The sequence below is a fragment of the Microcystis sp. BLCC-F209 genome (assembly GCF_041928595.1).
GTDB lineage: Bacteria > Cyanobacteriota > Cyanobacteriia > Cyanobacteriales > Microcystaceae > Microcystis.
Genome location: NZ_JBHFLL010000197.1, coordinates 1 through 17,801, shown reverse-complemented (window position 1 = coordinate 17,801; position 17,801 = coordinate 1). Strand labels below are relative to the sequence as shown.

At 41.9% G+C, this 17,801-nt stretch carries 17 protein-coding genes and 1 pseudogene; 3 read left to right on the top strand and 15 right to left on the bottom strand.

The genetic code is table 11. The features are described 5' to 3' along the window. Positions 1 to 144 precede the first annotated feature (144 nt). On the bottom strand, positions 145 to 696 hold the full coding sequence (locus tag ACE1AQ_RS12815; protein ID WP_008197379.1) for a thioredoxin family protein: 552 nt from the start codon (positions 694 to 696) through the stop codon (positions 145 to 147). Between the two features lie 41 nt (positions 697 to 737). On the opposite strand from ACE1AQ_RS12815, the gene ACE1AQ_RS12810 reads away from it, so the two are divergent. Continuing rightward, a complete protein-coding gene (locus tag ACE1AQ_RS12810) occupies positions 738 to 1,142 on the top strand; it encodes an NIL domain-containing protein (protein WP_004163818.1) in 405 nt (134 codons plus the stop codon). Positions 1,143 to 1,377: 235 nt separating this feature from the next. After that, entirely contained in the window at positions 1,378 to 2,787 is a 1,410-nt protein-coding gene (locus tag ACE1AQ_RS12805; protein ID WP_008197383.1) for an isochorismate synthase MenF, read from the top strand. An 11-nt stretch (positions 2,788 to 2,798) separates the two neighbouring features. On the opposite strand, the gene ACE1AQ_RS12800 is transcribed toward ACE1AQ_RS12805, so the two are convergent. The 14 genes and pseudogenes from ACE1AQ_RS12800 to ACE1AQ_RS12735 form a co-directional block, all read right to left on the bottom strand. After that, positions 2,799 to 4,175, bottom strand: coding sequence for an aldehyde dehydrogenase (locus tag ACE1AQ_RS12800; RefSeq protein WP_008197385.1), 1,377 nt, complete (start codon positions 4,173 to 4,175; stop codon positions 2,799 to 2,801). A 30-nt stretch (positions 4,176 to 4,205) separates the two neighbouring features. Further along, on the bottom strand, positions 4,206 to 5,684 hold the full coding sequence (locus ACE1AQ_RS12795) for a hypothetical protein (protein WP_008197387.1): 1,479 nt from the start codon (positions 5,682 to 5,684) through the stop codon (positions 4,206 to 4,208). Between the two features lie 128 nt (positions 5,685 to 5,812). Further along, a complete protein-coding gene (locus tag ACE1AQ_RS12790) occupies positions 5,813 to 6,604 on the bottom strand; it encodes a TIGR03943 family putative permease subunit (RefSeq protein WP_110543608.1) in 792 nt (263 codons plus the stop codon). 24 nt (positions 6,605 to 6,628) lie between these two features. Continuing rightward, positions 6,629 to 7,639, bottom strand: coding sequence for a permease (locus ACE1AQ_RS12785; RefSeq protein ID WP_002780568.1), 1,011 nt, complete (start codon positions 7,637 to 7,639; stop codon positions 6,629 to 6,631). Positions 7,640 to 8,076: 437 nt separating this feature from the next. Then, entirely contained in the window at positions 8,077 to 8,886 is an 810-nt protein-coding gene (larE, locus tag ACE1AQ_RS12780) for an ATP-dependent sacrificial sulfur transferase LarE (RefSeq protein WP_008197392.1), read from the bottom strand. A gap of 215 nt (positions 8,887 to 9,101) precedes the next feature. Then, positions 9,102 to 9,362: a type II toxin-antitoxin system RelE/ParE family toxin gene (locus ACE1AQ_RS12775; RefSeq protein ID WP_002780565.1), complete on the bottom strand. Its 261-nt coding sequence runs from the start codon at positions 9,360 to 9,362 to the stop codon at positions 9,102 to 9,104. Then, positions 9,363 to 9,578 (bottom strand): hypothetical protein, encoded by a 216-nt coding sequence (locus ACE1AQ_RS12770; protein WP_045359291.1) that lies wholly within the window; start codon positions 9,576 to 9,578, stop codon positions 9,363 to 9,365. It lies immediately after the preceding gene. 96 nt (positions 9,579 to 9,674) lie between these two features. Further along, positions 9,675 to 10,361, bottom strand: coding sequence for a PEP-CTERM sorting domain-containing protein (locus tag ACE1AQ_RS12765; RefSeq protein WP_110543606.1), 687 nt, complete (start codon positions 10,359 to 10,361; stop codon positions 9,675 to 9,677). 472 nt (positions 10,362 to 10,833) lie between these two features. Then, positions 10,834 to 11,220 (bottom strand): hypothetical protein, encoded by a 387-nt coding sequence (locus ACE1AQ_RS12760; RefSeq protein WP_110543603.1) that lies wholly within the window; start codon positions 11,218 to 11,220, stop codon positions 10,834 to 10,836. A 149-nt stretch (positions 11,221 to 11,369) separates the two neighbouring features. Continuing rightward, complete coding sequence (locus ACE1AQ_RS12755; RefSeq protein WP_002793145.1) at positions 11,370 to 11,711, bottom strand: XisI protein; 342 nt, start codon at positions 11,709 to 11,711, stop codon at positions 11,370 to 11,372. A 161-nt stretch (positions 11,712 to 11,872) separates the two neighbouring features. After that, positions 11,873 to 12,234, bottom strand: a pseudogene (locus ACE1AQ_RS12750) (XisH family protein). A 287-nt stretch (positions 12,235 to 12,521) separates the two neighbouring features. Further along, positions 12,522 to 13,727 carry an argininosuccinate synthase gene (locus tag ACE1AQ_RS12745; protein ID WP_106908565.1) on the bottom strand — a complete coding sequence of 402 codons (1,206 nt, stop codon included), beginning with the start codon at positions 13,725 to 13,727 and terminating at the stop codon, positions 12,522 to 12,524. A 270-nt stretch (positions 13,728 to 13,997) separates the two neighbouring features. Beyond that, the gene (locus ACE1AQ_RS12740) at positions 13,998 to 15,989 is read right to left on the bottom strand and encodes a DICT sensory domain-containing protein (RefSeq protein WP_008197420.1); all 1,992 of its coding nucleotides are present in this window, start codon (positions 15,987 to 15,989) and stop codon (positions 13,998 to 14,000) included. A gap of 406 nt (positions 15,990 to 16,395) precedes the next feature. Then, positions 16,396 to 16,530: a hypothetical protein gene (locus ACE1AQ_RS12735; RefSeq protein ID WP_008197421.1), complete on the bottom strand. Its 135-nt coding sequence runs from the start codon at positions 16,528 to 16,530 to the stop codon at positions 16,396 to 16,398. Between the two features lie 82 nt (positions 16,531 to 16,612). On the opposite strand from ACE1AQ_RS12735, the gene ACE1AQ_RS12730 reads away from it, so the two are divergent. Next, positions 16,613 to 17,551 (top strand): SGNH/GDSL hydrolase family protein, encoded by a 939-nt coding sequence (locus ACE1AQ_RS12730; protein ID WP_008197422.1) that lies wholly within the window; start codon positions 16,613 to 16,615, stop codon positions 17,549 to 17,551. The last annotated feature ends 250 nt before the right edge of the window (positions 17,552 to 17,801 follow it).

The following is a 17,801-nucleotide window of genomic DNA, read 5'->3' as shown; positions in this document are numbered from 1 at the left end:
TCCCAGCTTTGGTGGGTAAAATGTATTCTAAGATACATTTCTCAAGAGCGAGGGGGTGGAACGAACCACAAAGACACAAAGGACACAAAGATCGATCGATCCTATGTCAATTAAACTTATCACACAGAACCTAGAAGAGCCTGATTACTGCTTAACTTGACTGCCGTGACTGCGGGGATCGGTTTGACTAGCACCCGCAAGGACATTAAAATCAGAAGTCTGTCCCGTAGTGGTGGCATAGGGTAGGGTAGAATTAGTTAAAAGTGCCTCTAAATTAGCAGTTAAAATTGATTTTGGTTGTTCTCCGATCGCTTGAGCAATCGGTTGTCCTTGGTTATTTAAAAAGACAAAATGGGGAATACCATCCACACGATAACGGAGAATTTCTGGCAACCATTTATTATTATCAACGTTGAGCATAACAAAATTAATGGCATTACCGTATTGTTTTTTAATTTCGGCAATTTCAGGGGCCATGGACTGACAACTGCTACACCAATTAGCATAAAATTCTGTCAGGGTGGGTTTACCATTGCTGAGGGCAAGATCGAAAGGTGTCGCTTTTTCCGCTTGCGCTTCCAAAGATACAGAACTAGCGGTGGTTTGAAACCCGAAGAAAATCGCTACACTAAGGATAACTGCCGTCACTGCCAGCAGCAGATTTCTGATTTTATTGGTGGGTGTGGTGGCTGTCATGGATAGTCTCTCAAAAATTATTCCTATCCTATCCTATCCTCATGAAAAAACGCGTTACTCTCACTTTTCCCAAAAAAGCCGTCCATATGCCCGTTACCTATCGACTGGCGAAGGATTTTAACGTCGCCGCTAATATTATCCGCGCTCAAGTTGCCCCCAATCAAGTGGGAACATTAGTATTAGAATTATCGGGAGACATCGATGAGTTAGAAGCGGCGATCGAATGGTTACAATTACAAAATATTGGCGTTTCCCAAGTTAGTCGCGAAATCGTCATTGATGAAGAAAAATGCGTCGATTGTGGCTTATGTACGGGAGTTTGTCCCACGGAAGCTTTAACCCTTGATCCGGAAAGTTTTCGTCTTAAGTTTTTGCGTTCCCGTTGTGTGGTTTGTGAACAATGTATCCCCACTTGTCCCGTGGCGGCAATTTCCACAAACTTGTAAAGTAGCAGTTATTAAATTAATTTTTTTGCCCATTTAAATAATAGCCATCGCTGGAGATTTTAAGCCTTGATTTGTCGCCAAGGCGGTTAATCGTCATAAATATCTCGCTCCCTTTCTGCCTAAAGACCCTTTCTCCGATACCATAGTTAAAAAGAGCTCCTTGACTCTGGCCACATCTGTGGGGATTACATACCATTAATCATGGTTTTTTTGCAAAAAATACAAAAAACTTGACATGACTTCTGCCGTTCCTCGCCTTTCCTATCCTGATAGTCCGATTGCTGATCTTCGCGGCCTCTATAACTTTATCCTCAACCCGCAACTGTTAGCCGCAGAAAAGGGAAATCCGTCGATCATCAGTTTTTGTCAAAAAATTTCCCCCCTTGATCCCCTAGAAATTCTCTCTCGGATTGCCCCTAGCTATCCCACCCATTATTATTGGGAAAATCCCGAACGAGAAACCGCTTTTCTCGGCTACGGCATCGCCTTTACTACCACTTTCCACGGCAAACAACGTTTTTTAAAAGCTCAAAAATTTATCGAAAACTGTCAACAAAGAATTATTAAAATTGATAACTATAGCGAGATTACTCCCCGTATCTTTTGCAGTTTCACTTTTTTCGACTCGGCAACAGCTACCCCCTTTCCCTCAGCTACCCTAACCCTGCCTAAGTTTCAAATTATCAAAAAACAGTCGGAATATTTTTTCCTGACCAATCTCTTAATCACTGGCGAAAAAGAAATAGAAAACTCCCTCGAAGAAACTCTTAATAACCTCAAAATTGTTCAAAATAACTCCGGCAATTGCCGACAAAATCCCCACCAGGATCCCTGTAGTTATTATATTCATCCTACCTATAATTTTCAAGCAGCTGTTGCCGATGCACTCGAATGGATACAGGCTCAAAATTTTAGTAAAATTGTCCTCGCTCACGCTCTTGACGTGATTTCTCCCCGTCCCTTTCATCTGGTAAACTGTCTTGATAATTTGCGTCAGCGTCATCCCGATTGCTACACTTTTTCCCTCGGTAATGGACGGGGAGATCATTTTATCGGCGCCAGTCCCGAACGCTTGTTAACCGTCCATCAGGGGCAATTAATCACCGATGCTTTAGCGGGATCCGCTCCCCGGGGAGAAAATGCGCTCGAAGATGCTCTTTTAGCCAATAAACTCCTAGCTAGTGAAAAAGAACAACGGGAACATCGGGCTGTTAGTGACTTTATTAACCAAAAACTGCGACAAATTGGCTTAAATCCTCAAAAATCTCCCTCTAGATTGTTAAAACTCTCCAATATTCAACATCTCTGGACTCCTATCCATGCTAAACTAAAACCCTCCATCCATCCCCTCGAAATTGTTGCCCAACTACACCCCACTCCTGCTGTTGCGGGGGTTCCCACCGAGATCGCTTTAGCACAAATTCGTCATTATGAAACCTTTGATCGCTCTCTTTATGCCGCTCCTTTGGGTTGGATTGATTGTCACAATAATAGTGAGTTTATTGTTGGTATTCGTTCGGCATTAATTAAAGGTGATCAAGCGCGATTATACGCCGGTGCGGGTATTGTTGCCGGTTCCGATCCAGAAAAAGAACTAGCAGAAATTCAGCTTAAATTTCAAGCTCTCTTAAAAGCTTTAACTTAAACTATAGCTTTTCACCGAACCAATAACTTAAATAAGCCTAATTTACCCTTAAAAGGCGGATATTTTAAAGCGGGATTGAACCAAAGAGGTGTTTTCATAATCGCTTTTTGGTGACTAAAATTCTCAAAGGAAAAACGACCATGATAGCTACCAATACCGCTATTTCCCCGACCACCAAAGGGTAAACTAGGATTAGTAAAATGAAAACTATTGTTGTTAATACAACCTCCCCCAAACTGAACTGATTCTAACCATTTATTTTCGGTTTTTGCCTTGGTAGTAAACAGATAAAAAGCTAGAGGGTTAGGGTTTTTAGCAATAATTGCTAAAGCTTCCTCAAAAGTGCTAAAGGCAATGATCGGTAAAATTGGTCCGAATATTTCCCCTTGCATAATAGGAGCATCGAGGGAAACGTTAATTAATAAAGTTGGTTGAATATATAAATTTTCTCGATCGGTTTTGCCTCCAAAAACAATCTCACCATCTTGGAGAAATTCAATCAAGCGATCAAATTGTTTCTCATTAACTATCCTACCATAATCAGGACTTAATCTGGCATCTTTACCGAAAAAATTAACAATAGTATTAGCTAATTCTCTGATCAAATTCTCCTGCTGCGATTGGTGTACTAAAACATAATCAGCTGCGATACACATTTGACCACAATTAGAGAATTTTGTCACGGCAATGCGACGGGTTGCCACGGAAATATTAGCATCAGCTTCGATAACACAGGGACTTTTTCCCCCTAATTCTAGAGTAACGGGAATTAACTTTGCTGCCGCTAGTTGATAAATAATTTTTCCTACCCTGGTACTGCCAGTAAAAAATATATGATCAAAGGTAAAATTGTCTAAGATATTCGGAATTACTTCCGCACCATCTCCCGAGACAATTAACACATATTCTTCAGGGAATATTTCCTGAATTATTTTAACTACCAATTTTTCCGTCGCTGAGGCAAATTCACTCGGTTTTAATACCGCGCAGTTACCGGCAGCAATAGCACCAACTAAAGGCACTAATAACAATTGGAGGGGATAATTCCAAGCACCAATAATTAAAACCACTCCTAAAGGTTCCTGAATAATCTGACTGGAGGAGGGAAAATTTAAGAGATTAGTTTTAACAGTTTTGGGTTGCATCCATGAGCGCAAATTTTTTAAAGCGGTATTAATTTCCACCAAAAGGAAACCATTTTCAGTAATCCAACAATCTTCGGGACTTTTCTTTAAATCGCTATATAAAGCTTCATAGATCTCCGCTTCATATTTAATGATTGCCTGTTTTAACTTCTCTAACTGCTGACGACGGAATTGATAGGAACGAGTGGCACCACTAACAAAATACTGACGCAATTTGGCTAATTTTTCTGAGTTTGACAGCATCGAAATAATTCCTAACTTAATGATGAAATTCTATGGCATCCACTGGGGACGAATTCCCGCTAGAGGTAATTCAATTAAATCAGATTTACTTGCTTTTACTCCATCTTGTAGGGGAGGAATTAACATCCACAAACGACCACCGATAATTGTTTCTCCTGAATCGGTAGTTAGGGGATTAGTCGTATTAGTATCATAACTGGTGAGAAGTTGATCAAAAATAATTGCTAAACTATCGGGAGATAAACTAATGTGAATATCACGATAATCGGCTAATTCCAGTAGGGGAGTCACTTGACCGGTCTTCACATCTATTTTAGCAAAATAGGGTTTTTCTTTGTACTCTTGACTGTTAGTAACTAACTCAGTTAACAAACAATATAAATCACTACCAGTGGCATTAAATTGACAATCTATAATCGAACCTTGTAGATTGAGTAAGCGTTTTTGTAATCCTTGATTATTGACATAAAAAAGCGATCGAATATAACGCATTTTGGCATTATCAGTATTAAAATTAACCATTGCTGCGGCCGTACCATCAGCAGAAAAATTCAAAATTCGCCCAAATTTTGGTAAAAAATCTAGGGGTTTTGTTTCGGTTTTTAAAGGCAAAAGGGCGATTCCTTCCCCCTGGGTGACAGCCAAAGTTTTACTATCAGGTGCAATCAAAAATTCCCCGCCTTGGATGTTTAATTGTTGGGGTTTTTCTTCAGATTTAACTGCCCATAAATCGAAGTTAATCGGATTGCGGCGCTCAATTCTCTGCACGACAATGGTTTTCCCATCTTTAGCTAAATCAAAATGATTATTTTGATAATCTTTATTGTCTAGCACTAACTCAATTTTTGCTGGCGATTGACTGCTATCAACTTGATAAAGCTGCAGTTCACGAATTCCCTCTATCCCCTGATTTTTCGCCACGGCCGAAAAGAGAATTTTTTTACCATCAGGGTAAAATTCAAAAGCCATAACGGTCAAATTTGCAGGGGTTAAGAGGGTTTTTTTCTCCTCGGTCAAGTTATAAAAAATTAATCTTCCCTGTTCTTCCCCATTAGTGCCAATATAGGCAAAAGCACGATCCCGACTTTTAAATTCTCTCTCAAAAATTGCCAGGGTTTGTCCTAATCGATTACCGCTGGGAAATTGTTCCCGCGCACCCTCAATTTGCAGATGATATTTTTCTCCGTAGGGAATGGGAGAAGTAAGGGTATAAGCTAATCGTCTTCCGGCCCAACTAAACTTACCCGGCAGCGCAGGATCGATCACGAGATTTTTTTCTACACTAGCATGATCCATGGGGCGATCAAAAGTGATAATAAATGCTTGATCTTCCGCGCCAATTTCTCGATTTTCCCAGCTAAATTCCTTGACCCTTGGACCAGTTTGTAAAAGACATTGATTACCACAGCTATTACCTAACCAAATTAAGCCACCAATTACTAAGGTTAGGGATACAATTAATGTTATCGCTAATTTATCAATCGGTTGTAGTTGTAAGGTTTTCAGCATTATAGTAGATAGTTAAGCTGTTAAGTATTTAAATTGCTTGTTGAGATGAGGCGCTCTTGCCTTCCGAAGCTGATAACTGATAACTGATCACTGATAACTGATCACTGATAACTGGTCACTGATAACTATTAATATCCGTAGGGATCCGCAGGAGTGGGTATAGGTTTCACGGATTTGGCCTTAATTACTAATTGTCTTCTGGTGGTTGATTTTCCCACCTCTACGGGTAAGGATTCCGTGGTCATTTCTCCGGTGATTTCTAACCAAGTATCATTGGGATATTGACCGCGACTTCCTGATAGTTTCACCGGCAAACCCACGGGATAAGCATCCACGGCACAACAGGTAAGAATAAAGCGACTAATTAATAAATAGTTATCGGGTAATTGCGGCAATTGTACCACAAAACCTGTGACTTTTACCGGTTGTCCCGTGTAGGCATCAGGTTCGGGGTAAGCATTCAAAGTTCTTACCCATTCAATTAAACTTTTTTCCTCTGGTTTAACGGTAGTGCCAAAGGATTGAGTTTGCACGCGAGTTAGGGGTAAAGATTCACTAATTCCCCTCTGTAATGCGATTTGACTACTGAGGGGCTGCGGGGCGATAAATAGGCCTAAAATGGCAGTTATTACTAATAAACCTGAGCCAAAATGTTGGGGAAGAATGGTAATATGCGATCGATTATCGTTACTATCTAAATTAGTCTTTTTTTGCCACTGCTTTAATAATGTCCAAAGCTTGACTATTCCCAGGACAAATAAAGCAATACTGGTGATGAGAACCAGAAAAAAATAATTAGGATGGATCAGTAAATTTAATTGTCCAGTTATCCAGTATTTAAATAGTAACGAACCCCAACCGATGAGGGCAATAATATCGATAAATTGCGGGGCGATTATTTTTAGACGTGATGAATTCATGGGAAAAAATGTCAAGGAACTGACCTAAAATAAATAACTGTGAGCCAAGGTGAGTAAAAAAGTCATTTGCGCTGCTAAAGCAAAGAGATAAATTAACATTCTCGGTTTAAAAATAGACAACATTAAACCAATCCCTTTCAGGTCAATCATCGGACCGAACACTAGAAAAGCCAGCAGGGAACTACTGGTAAAACTAGAGGCAAAGGAGAGGGCAAAAAAAGAATCAACCGTGGAACAAATCGAAACAATGACAGCTAACAGCATCATGGCCAAGATCGAAGTAATCGGATCCTGACCCAAATTAAGCACAAATTCCCGGGGAACAAACACCTGTAAACCGGCCGCTATAGCACTTCCTAAGATTAACACTCCTCCTAATTCGCGTAATTCCATCACCACGTTTTCCAGAAAAGTTAACCAGCGCCTTTTCATCGGGATTGCTTGCACTGCTGGTAGGACAGCAGTAGCGGCAAAACTTTCGTCTAAGCGCAAAGTTTTGCCAGAATTACCGATCAGAAAAGAACCGGATTGTAGTAGTAGTGGGATAGATTCTTTTTCCGGTGTTTCCGGTTGCCAATTGAGGCTTTTTGCCAAAGAGGTTTGGAGGAGCGGTCGGGGATCTTTTTGGATACTAAAGATAATACCGATAACCGTAGCGATGAACAAAGAAAAGATAACTCGATAGAAAACAATTTCCGGTTGATCGCGAAAAGCTACCCAAGTGGACCAGATAACAATCGGGTTAATTGTCGGCGCTGCTAAGAGAAAACTAACCGCTACTGCATTCGGCATTCCTTGCACAAGTAAACGTCGCGCCACGGGTACATTGCCACACTCGCAGACGGGGAACAAAAACCCAATACATCCCCCCACAAATGCTCCTAAAACAGCATTTCGAGGCATCAAGGCAACTAGGCGACGTTCATCGACAAATATTAAAAGAATACTAGAGAGAATCACCCCTAGCAGTAAGAAAGGCATCGCTTCCACCAACAGGCTCAGGAATAGGGTAAAGGCATTTTGTAGTTGACTCATCTATCCTCGCCTTGGGAATTGGGGGTTTAGGGGTAAAGACTTAGGAACCCCTGAAAAAGGTTCATCAGTCCGCTCCCCGGCTTTTTAACATTTTTTTAATATATCCGATCGAGTGACCGGTTATCCGTTATCAGTGACCAGTTATCAGTTATCAGTGACCAGTTATCCGTTATCCGTTATCCGTTACAGCCTTTCTCGTCAAGATGAAGTATAACTCAATTTGGTATTGACGACCAGCGACCGGCTCCCCAAAAGGAAAACTTCGTACCTCACCATTAAGATAACTGTTAGAGCAGAACGTAGGTTGGGTTGAAGCATGAAACCCAACGCTGTTAGAGCAGATTTGAGAACGTAGGTTGGGTTGAAGCATGAAACCCAACGCTGTTAGAGCAGATTTGAGTTTTCAGTCCACTGATTACTGTTTACTGATCACTGAACTAGAGGACTCGATTAAGCTTGCCGCTTTGATAACCTTCTAGATCGAGGGTGACATAGATAAAGCCTAATTTTTGCAGATCAGCGACTAATTCGCTTAAATTTGTCCGATTAATAAAGTCGGGAATTTCTGCTACTGGTAATTCAATCCGTGCCGTATCGCCGCTCGATCGCACCCGTAATTGACGATAACCTAATTTTCGCAGATAAATCTCCGCCCGTCCGACTCTTTGCAATTTCTCCAGGCTAATTTCCTCCCCGTAGGGAAAACGGGAACTTAAACAGGGTTGCGCCGGTTTATCCCACCAAGGTAAATTTAAGTAACGAGATAGTTGACGAACTTCGCTTTTTGTGATAGCAATTTCCGCCAAAGGTGAACGAGCGCCGCGCTCCCTAGCGGCTTGAATCCCGGGACGATAATCCCTTAAATCATCAGCATTAACGCCATCGATGACGTAGGAATAACCACGAGCGAGAGCGAGGGGTTTAAGGGTGTCGTGTAGCTCACTTTTGCAGAAATAACAGCGATTAACGGGATTACTGGTGTAATTGGGGTTATTCATTTCCTCGGTTTCCACCAATTCATGCGGAATACCGATATAATCGGCCTGAGCGATCGCTTCTTCCAATTCTTCCGGCAGTAGGGAGGGGGAAACCGCCGTAATTGCCAATGCTTGACTCCCTAGCAGATCATAGGCCACTTTTGCCACTAGGGTGCTATCCACGCCCCCAGAATAGGCAATCAGAGCTTTTTCGCTGGTTTTTAAGAGGTTTTGTAATTGTCCGAGTTTATCGAGTAATTGACTGTCCATGGCGGCGATTTTGGCAACTGGTTTAGGGAGACCGTTTTTTATTATATGCCGTGCCGTAATTAATCAGGGCTACCGCTCGATTTATACTGCCATAATTTTGTCAATAATTGGGCTGTCTTTGGCAATTTTTACTAGAAAATAATCTCGCTATTCTAAGGATAGGCGTTTAAAATGTATCTTAGCTTATTGCTGATCCCAATTATTTTAGTAAGTATTTAGTCATAAACTTCACTTCTATGACCTACTCTAACAATAATAATTATCCTACTCTCTCGATCAAATTCATAAATAACCCGATAATCTCCTACTCTTAATTTGTAAAACCCTGACCATTCTCTCGTAAGAGGTAGGGGAGTTATCTGTTCAAAGTTGATAGCTAACCATTTAATTTTATTAAGAATCCTCAGTCTGATAAAATCTGTGATCAAATCTAAATCAGTTATCGACTCTGGTTCAAAAGTAACAGAATAGCTCATTTAAGGTTCTATCCCATATCTTTTATCCACCTCAGCTGCGGGAATAGTCGCTCTTCCTTGTAGTCTTTTTTGTCGGATTTCTAATAACTTTTCTTTAAAAGATTCCTTAACTTGTTTTCCCTCATCTGGATCACCAAAGTATTCATCTAGAGTATCATCTACTGTATTACGGATTAAACTTTGTAACTCTTGGGGAGTCATGTCTTTTATCTGCATATTTGCCCCTATTCAGAAAAGATAATTGACCTATCACTCCCGATTATATCAAGATATCGGGGCAACCCCTCTGTAGTTGCCCCTGCCAAGGATAATTTATCCCCGACGACGAAGAGAAGCAGCACCCAACGCACCAACAGCGATTAAACTCACTATACCACTAGGTTCCGGGGTTGAAACCGTTGGAGTAGGAGTGATATCCCCATTAAGAGCCACAAACCCACCCCCAGCAACATTAGTGGAGTTGACAGCATAGAACCAGATAGTGGAGGAGTCAGCATTCAGTCCATAGAGACGGAACTGCACCGGTCCGGTTTGGGGTGCTAAACTGCTTAGGTCAAAGCTGTAGGTATTAAAGCTATCTGTTAAGCTAACTTGTGTCCCTAAATTACTGGTGAACCCATCAACACTAGAGCGCAAGACCAAATCTAGCCGCGTTTCATCATGCTGCGCATTGAGTTGTAAGTTAGTAAAATCGACTTGAAAACCTGCACCGGGTTGTACGGCAAATTCCACGTATTGGTTGGTATCAACAGTGCTACCTGTATTCCAACTGTTGGTTCCAGCACCCAACACGAAACTACTCTGATTACGCCGAGTTATCCCGGCGGTGTTTAACCCAGTGCTAGTTATATTCGCACCTACAGTATTCGCCGCTCTGGGATAGGTTGCGGTACTGGCATTAAATTGATTCCAACCAGCTACTATTGCCGCTTGAGCAGGAGTAACCCCGGCCAACCCCATCAGAGTCAAGGGGGTTAAAATTGTCAGTAATTTTTTCATGGATTCGATGACAGTAATGGGACAAAATTATGGTCATATTTAACGCTAGTTTTGCGCCAATATCCCACAGCAAAAAATATCACAAGGGGGGGGGAAGTCAAGGGTTATTTAATCATAATTTTTTATTGATTTTTATATTTAAGATAGTTTTGGATTATATAAATATTTTTGACTGGTTGCAAGGTTATAGCTGGCAACGCAGATAAGCGAGGTTCTACCTCTACTTAGTTTCTTTGACCGAAATGATCACCTTCGCTCCTAGGTTCCCCCGCAATAAATTGACCTGGTGCATCTCACATTTGCAGGAATACCGACAATCAGCAATTATACTAAATCCGTTGAGTATAGGCTACTTATAAAGGAGAGAACCTCATGCAAAAGGGGGAATAAATAATCAGTTTTTAATAACCAGATTTAGTATTAGCTTGTTGGCGAATTTTATCTTTAATATAGTCGGGAATAGGGCTAGGATTCATGCTTCTAAGGGTGAAATTAATCCTCTTTTAACCGCTTCATTTAATCCTTGTGCCTTCTTTAACAAGTTTATTTGATAAATTTGCATCAATGACCAAAGTTCCCTATTTTCAAAGGTTGATAAATCCCTCTCTTGTTGTTGATTGAGCAACTCGCGTAATCTTTGATCCTGTTCTGATGCCATTTGTAATTGAGTTAATTTGATAATTTCTTCATCTGATAATGAATTTAGGGATGAGATTTTTTCGCCTTGATAATTGGGACTAATAGAAAAAGCGATCGCTTCTACTAATATATCATTAAGATCACGGTTAATTGAATGGGCTAAGGATTGAGCTAGATTAAAAATCTCATCAGGTAGGGTTAAAGTAATTGAAATGGCCATAAGCCTTTTTTATGTGGGGTTATAGAGATATTATGATTATAGCTCAAATTCTTGTTACCCATAGGGATAAACTGGTTCAAAAGTAACAGAATAGCTCCTTTAAGCTTCTTTTATCAACCTCATATTTCCAGGCAAGATTTACCGATAACTTAACTCACAGCAAACCCAGTTAACTTACGAGTTTCCAGATCGTAAAAAGCTAAAACTATATCTTCTTTAGAAATACCCTCCCTTAATAATTCCGTAGCGATACCTTCCTCAGTCCAATCCTCCTCAATATAAATCTTCTCATTTTTAATCCTAATATGGACTTGAATATTCCTGATTTTTTTCTTGCCTTCCCAACCCATAAAAAGCCAAAAATACTGATCATGTATCTCGTCAAAAACCAGACAACTTTCTTGATCTAAATTAGCAGAACCAGAAACCCATTCGTGATATTCTGTTAATACTTTTTTAATGGCATTGCGATATTTTTCTAGTCTATCCATTGTAAAATTTTCTCCTTTTCCATCTCAACAACCAGCAAAAGTAATTGATTTAAGTAGGTGGGTGGAATTAAATATAAAATGAACGTAGGTTGGGTTGAAGCATGAAACCCAACGCCCGCATGGGTTACGCTACCGCTAACCCATCCTACAAATAATTGTGCCTACCTACTTATTTTCACAATATCCTGAATTGATTCTCGTTGGAAAAAATTTTCATAAATGCTGTCTTTAATGGCTAGATAAATTTGATATTCTGGTTCGGTAAGACTGATTAAATTTCGATATAAAATATCTTGTCCTAAAGCTATTTCAAAATCTCTCATAGGTGAGGGACTTAAAAAGCTTTTGATTTCCACAACAATTTTACGTCCATTTCTTTCAGCAGCCAAAGGTTTTTCTGCTGCTAAATCAGCAAAAATTCAACATCTTTATATTTAATTTTATAAGGATCAGCTAAAATACTCCAACCGTCTTTAATTAAGGCATTTTTCACGGCTTCATGGTAAATATCTTTTGCTGGCATGGTTCTAAAAAAGTAATTTCATTAGTTATATTTAATTTTATTAACAATCCTAAGTCTGATAAAATCGGTGATCAAATTTAAATCAGTTATCGAGTCTGGTTGAAATTTAATTTTTGTTGATTCCCCCCTTAATAAGGGTGCTGATCCCTCCTTATTAAGGTAGGGTTAATTCATGAATTAACCCTACCTTGGGGGGTGCTGATCCCCCCTTCCCCCCTTGATAAGGGGGGTGTTGATCGCTGGGAGGATCTGAATTAAAAACCACTTACTTAGGGGAGAATTGTTGATTACTTACCTCTAGTTTTTTCAGCCCAAACTTTGCTGGGTAATCCCCAAACATAGATGAAACCTTCGGCAGCTTTATGATCAAATTGATCCTCGGCTCCGTAGGTAGCTAAATCGGGAGAATAGATAGAATTGACTGACTGACGACCGACCACTTTAGCGTTACCTTTAAACAGTTTCACTCGCACCGATCCCGTTACCTGTTCTTGAGTTTTGATGATAAAAGCATCGATCGCTTCCTTTAAGGGACTGTACCACAATCCTTTATAAATTAACTGTCCGTAGGTCTCTTCAATTCCCCGTTTATATTGGGTAACATCTCCAGTTAAAGTCAAACTTTCTAAGTCCCGGTGAGCATCAATTAAAACTAATAAAGCCGGGGCCTCGTAAATTTCTCGCGATTTAATTCCCACTACCCGGTTTTCGATCATATCTAACCGACCAACACCGTGTTTACCCACTAGGTCATTTAATTGACTAATTAGCGTGACGGGAGCGAGATTTTCTCCGTTTAAACTGACGGGAATTCCCTGATTAAAACCGATATCGACGTATTCCGGCTCGTTGGGAGTATCGGCGATCGCTTTGGTCATGAGATAGATTTCTTCCGGGGGTTCCGTCATCGGATCTTCCAAAGGACCGGCTTCAATACTGCGGCCCAACAGGTTACGATCGATACTAAAAGGCGAGGATTTTTTCACGGGGGACTCGATCCCGAATTTTTCCCCGTAGGCGATGGTTTCTTCCCGGCTCATGCCCCATTCCCTGGCGGGAGCGAGAACTTTTAAACTAGGATTGAGGGCCATAATGCCCACATCAAAACGCACTTGATCATTACCTTTGCCGGTGCAACCGTGAGCGACGGCATCGGCCCCGTATTTCTCGGCGGCCTCTACTAATAATTTAGCGATTAAAGGACGAGCCAGGGCGGTAGAAAGGGGATAACGATTTTCATAGAGAGCATTAGCTTGAATTGAGGGAAAAGCGTATTCTTTGACGAATTCTTCCTGAGCATTGACGACTAAGGATTCGATCGCTCCGCAGCGCAGGGCCTTTTCTTGAATTGGTCCTAACTCGTCTCCCTGTCCTAAATCGGCGGCTAGGGTAATCACTTCTTCCACTCCCCATTCCTGTTTGAGATAGGGAATACAAACGGAAGTATCGACTCCTCCGGAATAAGCTAAAACCACTCTCTTGGCGCGTCCCATAATTTTTTCACCTAAAAACGACTAATTGATTACTCTTTTAAGTTTATTATATATCTTGGGGATTTGATGCTTCTTTTTTAATGCTTTTTTATTTATTTTTTGATGAAGAAAAGGAATAGGAAGTCATACTAAATCCGTTAAGTATATGCTACATATCAGGACAGGCAAAAGGCAAGAGGCAAGAGGCAAAAGGGGGAATACATAATCAGTTTTTAATAACTGGATTTAGTATCACGAGCAAAGAGCCAAAACTAAACGGGCAACTGGCCGCTATTTACGTTTACTAGCAGGACGACGGGAGGATTTTTTCGGAGCGGTATTTGGGGGATTATCGTTAGTTTTATCTTTAAATATTGGAATAGTAAAATGAAACTGACTGCCGTTATTTTTGCCCCTCGATTCTGCCCAAATTTCGCCGCCCCAACCATTAACGATCTGACGACAGATAGCCAGTCCTAAACCGGTTCCCCCGGCACTGCGTCGCAGGGCCCCTTCCTCTTGGTAAAAGCGATCAAAAACCTGTTCTAAAAGATTGGGTTCGATGCCCCGTCCGGTGTCAGAAATCGTCACTTCTAGGGTTTTTGGTTTTCCCGAAGCGACTTCGATCGAGACATTTCCCTCCCGGCCGGTAAACTTACAGGCATTATCGAGAAGTTTGGAGAGTAATTCCACTAACCACTCGCCATCGGCTAAAACAAAGGGCAGATTAGGGGGGACAAGATTGATAATTTTTGGGTTTTCGTTGTCGAGATTGCGGGAGTGAACGTGACTGATGGCTAATTCCACACATTCCGATAGGGATAAAGCCTCAGGATTCCAATTAACCCGGCCACTTTCTAACCTGGACAGAGTTAAAAAATCTTGGATTAATTTACGCATTCGTTCCGCATCTTTCAGGGCAGTATCAAGCATAATTTGGCGCATTTCCGCCGGCATATCCGGTTCCGAGGCCAAACTTTCTAGACAGACTTGAATGGTGGACAGGGGGGTGCGTAATTCGTGGCCGGTAATGGCGACTAAATTAGAACGAGTGCGATCGAGGGCGGCTAATTGTTCATTTAAATCCTGTAAATTAGCGTAGGCTTCTGCTTGAATGAGGGCGACTCCGATTTGAGTGGCCACCGCGTCCACCAGGGCGACATCCTCGCTTTTCCAAGTGGTGGTATCGGGTCCACAGTGATGCAGTTCCAACATTCCCAGGAGACGACTTTGGTAAAAAATCGGCACTAATAACCAGGAATAGATGGAACATTCCCGCACGAGATTTTGAATGGAATCGCCGGGGAGACGGGGATCGTGAATAGCGTCTTCGATTTTCAGGGATTCTCTCAATTCCAGCACTTCCTGAAAAAGAGGATTATTTTTCAGGGGCCATTTTTGTCCTTTGATGGAACTAATGCCGGAGTTTAAAAATTCGTGTTCGATGGTGGCGTTAATGTCGGCTTCCTTACAACGATAGACCACGCAGCGACAGACCCCCAATCCTTCGCCCAATTTCCGCACTGCCACCTGGAGGATATCTTCCGGATCGAGGGAACGACGGATCGCCGCTGTCACCGAGTTGATCAGTCTTTCCTTGTGTTCTTTCGATGCCAAGGAACGATTGGCTTTCAGCAGTTTATACTGTCCCGCTTGCAAATAAGTGACCAATCGCTGGACAAAGGGATCTGGTTCCTCTTGATGGTCCCTGTCCGTCAGTTCACAGACTAGGTATTCTTCTTGGGCGCGCCTAATTTTGTGCGCCAGTTCGGGACGATAATCGAGAATATGATTTAAAAGAATTTGGGCCGCCTGTTGACTTACATGGCGATCGCTCGTCCAAATCCCCTCAAAACGGCGATTATTATCCATAGCTGCCCTATTTTCCCCTTCGGCTACCAGATGGGTTCGTTCCCGACAGATCAAACAACTAGCATAATGGCGACCGATAACCACTAGATGCCATTCTTGGGCTAAACTGTCCTCCGGTTGAAAAGCGATCGTCTCGTAAATGTTGGAACTATGCTTAAAATCGGTTTCCGGGGCCGACAAAACATAAACTTGCCCGCTTTTGTGGGCAATGCGTCGATAGCGATGGGCCTCTTGACGATAAAAGCGCTCACGCTGAAAACTGGCAATCACTAACGGTTGATCGTCTTCCGCTAAAACCTGATCCTCCATGGCGTGGGATAGCGCGGTCAGGGATGCTTTGAAGTACATCTGCGATCGCCATTGGGGGAGTAACTGCAACAGTTCTGTTAAAACAGAAGTTGATCTGCTCATCGATGATCTGTTTCGAGTCGGGTGTAACTAGCAGGTGCGATAGAGGGAACTAGCAATTTTTCCCTTGACCCTATCCTACAGGCTCAAGGGGACAATGAGGTGAGATCGTGATGGCAAGAAACTGAAACCGAGTGATGCCAAAAGTGAGCGAAATTAATCTAGTTAACTAGATGTTGCTGAATAAATCTAAACCTTGTTGGGTAAGACTTTTAGACTTTTGGGAAATCAAAAAGTACCCGCGATTGGAGGGATCGGGGGGAAAATTTAGGGACTTTTTCCCTGAAAATTAGGTAATTTACCAGATGAAAATGGGTAAAACCCTACACCCCACCTGCCCCCCCGATGTCGGGGGGGTTGGGGGGGCCACACCCTGCCCCCACGAGAAACTTTTTGCCGCAAACCCTAACTAGGTGTAGGCGACTTTCATGGCCCAAAGGATCAGAGCAATAATACTGCCGATAACAATAATCGACGATATCGCCACTACTGCCGGTTTATCGGCTCCCTCAAATTTCATAATGCCACGATTTAAGTCTGACATTGCCCTTAACTCCTTTTCATGAGATGGATGTGGAAAGTATGAGACACTTTAGGATCATAAATTAGCTAACTCTCATCTATCCGTGTTATTAGAAATTGGTATCATTCGGCTGTCTTTAATCATTCTAGGCGTTCTTTTCGTTCTTGGCCTTCTCCTTGAGGCTATTTTAAGAATTGTCTTCGGCTTCGGTAATCCGCTTATTTACAAAGCTGATGCCGAAATTGGCTATCTTTTGGCTCCTAATCAACAAACGCGCCGTTTTTCCAATTTTATCGCCGTTAATCAGTATTCGATGCGGAGCGATCCGATTACACCCCAACGGCCTCCAGAGACGACGAGAATCATGTTAATCGGTGATTCGATCGCTAATGGCTCCTGGTGGACAGATCAAAAAGAGACCATTGCTGCTTTAATCACCAAAAATTTAGGCCAAAATCTGACGGATTCGGTGCAAGTTCTCAATGCTTCGGCTAATTCTTGGGGACCGCGCAATCAATTGGCCTATCTGCGACGTTTCGGCACCTTTGAATCTCAGGTGATTGTGTTATTAATGAACACCGATGATCTGTTCGCTTTAGCTCCTAGTTCGGCGGTGGTGGGACGAGAAATTAATTATCCCGCTCGCCGGCCTGCTTTAGCTTTAATCGAATTGTACGATCGATATTTTAAGCGTTATCCTCCCCTGCCACCGGTGCGAGAAGGAGGCGATCGAGTGGGCAATAATTTAACCGCTCTTGCCCAAATTCAAGCCCTTGCTCAGGCTCATCAAGCCCGTTTAATTATCGCTATTACCCCCCTCATTCGCGAAGCTCAAAAACAGGGACGAGATTATGAATCGAAAGCCCGTCAAAGACTAGCGGATTTCACCAGCAACCAGCAGATTTTTTATCTAGATTTTCTGCCCATTTTTCAGGCCAATCCTAATCCTGATTCTCTCTATCGCGATAATATTCATCTCAGTGGAGACGGTAACGAGTTAATTAGTCAAAAACTGGCCGAGGCAATCAAAAAGGTCTTTTAATTAGGGCTTACTGAATCAGTTATCAGTTCACATCCTTATAAGTAAACAGTTATCGGTTCACTGTTTACTGTTCACTGTTTACTGAAAATACTCCCCACTCCCCAATTCATGGCTCTTCGTTACTTGCTATGGTTCGATAGGGGGGCATAAATCGACTCAATCCTTATCTGGCAAGAGATTTAATTGATTAGTTCTCTCTAGAGCGAAAACAGTTGACAAAAATAGCAGCAATGTCTGTCTCTATAAGGGT

Coding starts and splice junctions, on each gene's coding strand:
- ACE1AQ_RS12805 (WP_008197383.1), top strand. CDS start 1,378: ATGACTTCTGCCGTTCCTCGCCTTTCCTATCCTGATAGTCCGATTGCT.
- ACE1AQ_RS12740 (WP_008197420.1), bottom strand. CDS start 15,989: ATGAGCAGATCAACTTCTGTTTTAACAGAACTGTTGCAGTTACTCCCC.
- ACE1AQ_RS12735 (WP_008197421.1), bottom strand. CDS start 16,530: ATGTCAGACTTAAATCGTGGCATTATGAAATTTGAGGGAGCCGATAAA.
- ACE1AQ_RS12795 (WP_008197387.1), bottom strand. CDS start 5,684: ATGCTGAAAACCTTACAACTACAACCGATTGATAAATTAGCGATAACA.
- ACE1AQ_RS12765 (WP_110543606.1), bottom strand. CDS start 10,361: ATGAAAAAATTACTGACAATTTTAACCCCCTTGACTCTGATGGGGTTG.
- larE (WP_008197392.1), bottom strand. CDS start 8,886: ATGGACAGTCAATTACTCGATAAACTCGGACAATTACAAAACCTCTTA.
- ACE1AQ_RS12760 (WP_110543603.1), bottom strand. CDS start 11,220: ATGGCCATTTCAATTACTTTAACCCTACCTGATGAGATTTTTAATCTA.
- ACE1AQ_RS12810 (WP_004163818.1), top strand. CDS start 738: ATGAAAAAACGCGTTACTCTCACTTTTCCCAAAAAAGCCGTCCATATG.
- ACE1AQ_RS12800 (WP_008197385.1), bottom strand. CDS start 4,175: ATGCTGTCAAACTCAGAAAAATTAGCCAAATTGCGTCAGTATTTTGTT.
- ACE1AQ_RS12815 (WP_008197379.1), bottom strand. CDS start 696: ATGACAGCCACCACACCCACCAATAAAATCAGAAATCTGCTGCTGGCA.
- ACE1AQ_RS12770 (WP_045359291.1), bottom strand. CDS start 9,578: ATGCAGATAAAAGACATGACTCCCCAAGAGTTACAAAGTTTAATCCGT.
- ACE1AQ_RS12790 (WP_110543608.1), bottom strand. CDS start 6,604: ATGAATTCATCACGTCTAAAAATAATCGCCCCGCAATTTATCGATATT.
- ACE1AQ_RS12755 (WP_002793145.1), bottom strand. CDS start 11,711: ATGGATAGACTAGAAAAATATCGCAATGCCATTAAAAAAGTATTAACA.
- ACE1AQ_RS12775 (WP_002780565.1), bottom strand. CDS start 9,362: ATGAGCTATTCTGTTACTTTTGAACCAGAGTCGATAACTGATTTAGAT.
- ACE1AQ_RS12745 (WP_106908565.1), bottom strand. CDS start 13,727: ATGGGACGCGCCAAGAGAGTGGTTTTAGCTTATTCCGGAGGAGTCGAT.
- ACE1AQ_RS12785 (WP_002780568.1), bottom strand. CDS start 7,639: ATGAGTCAACTACAAAATGCCTTTACCCTATTCCTGAGCCTGTTGGTG.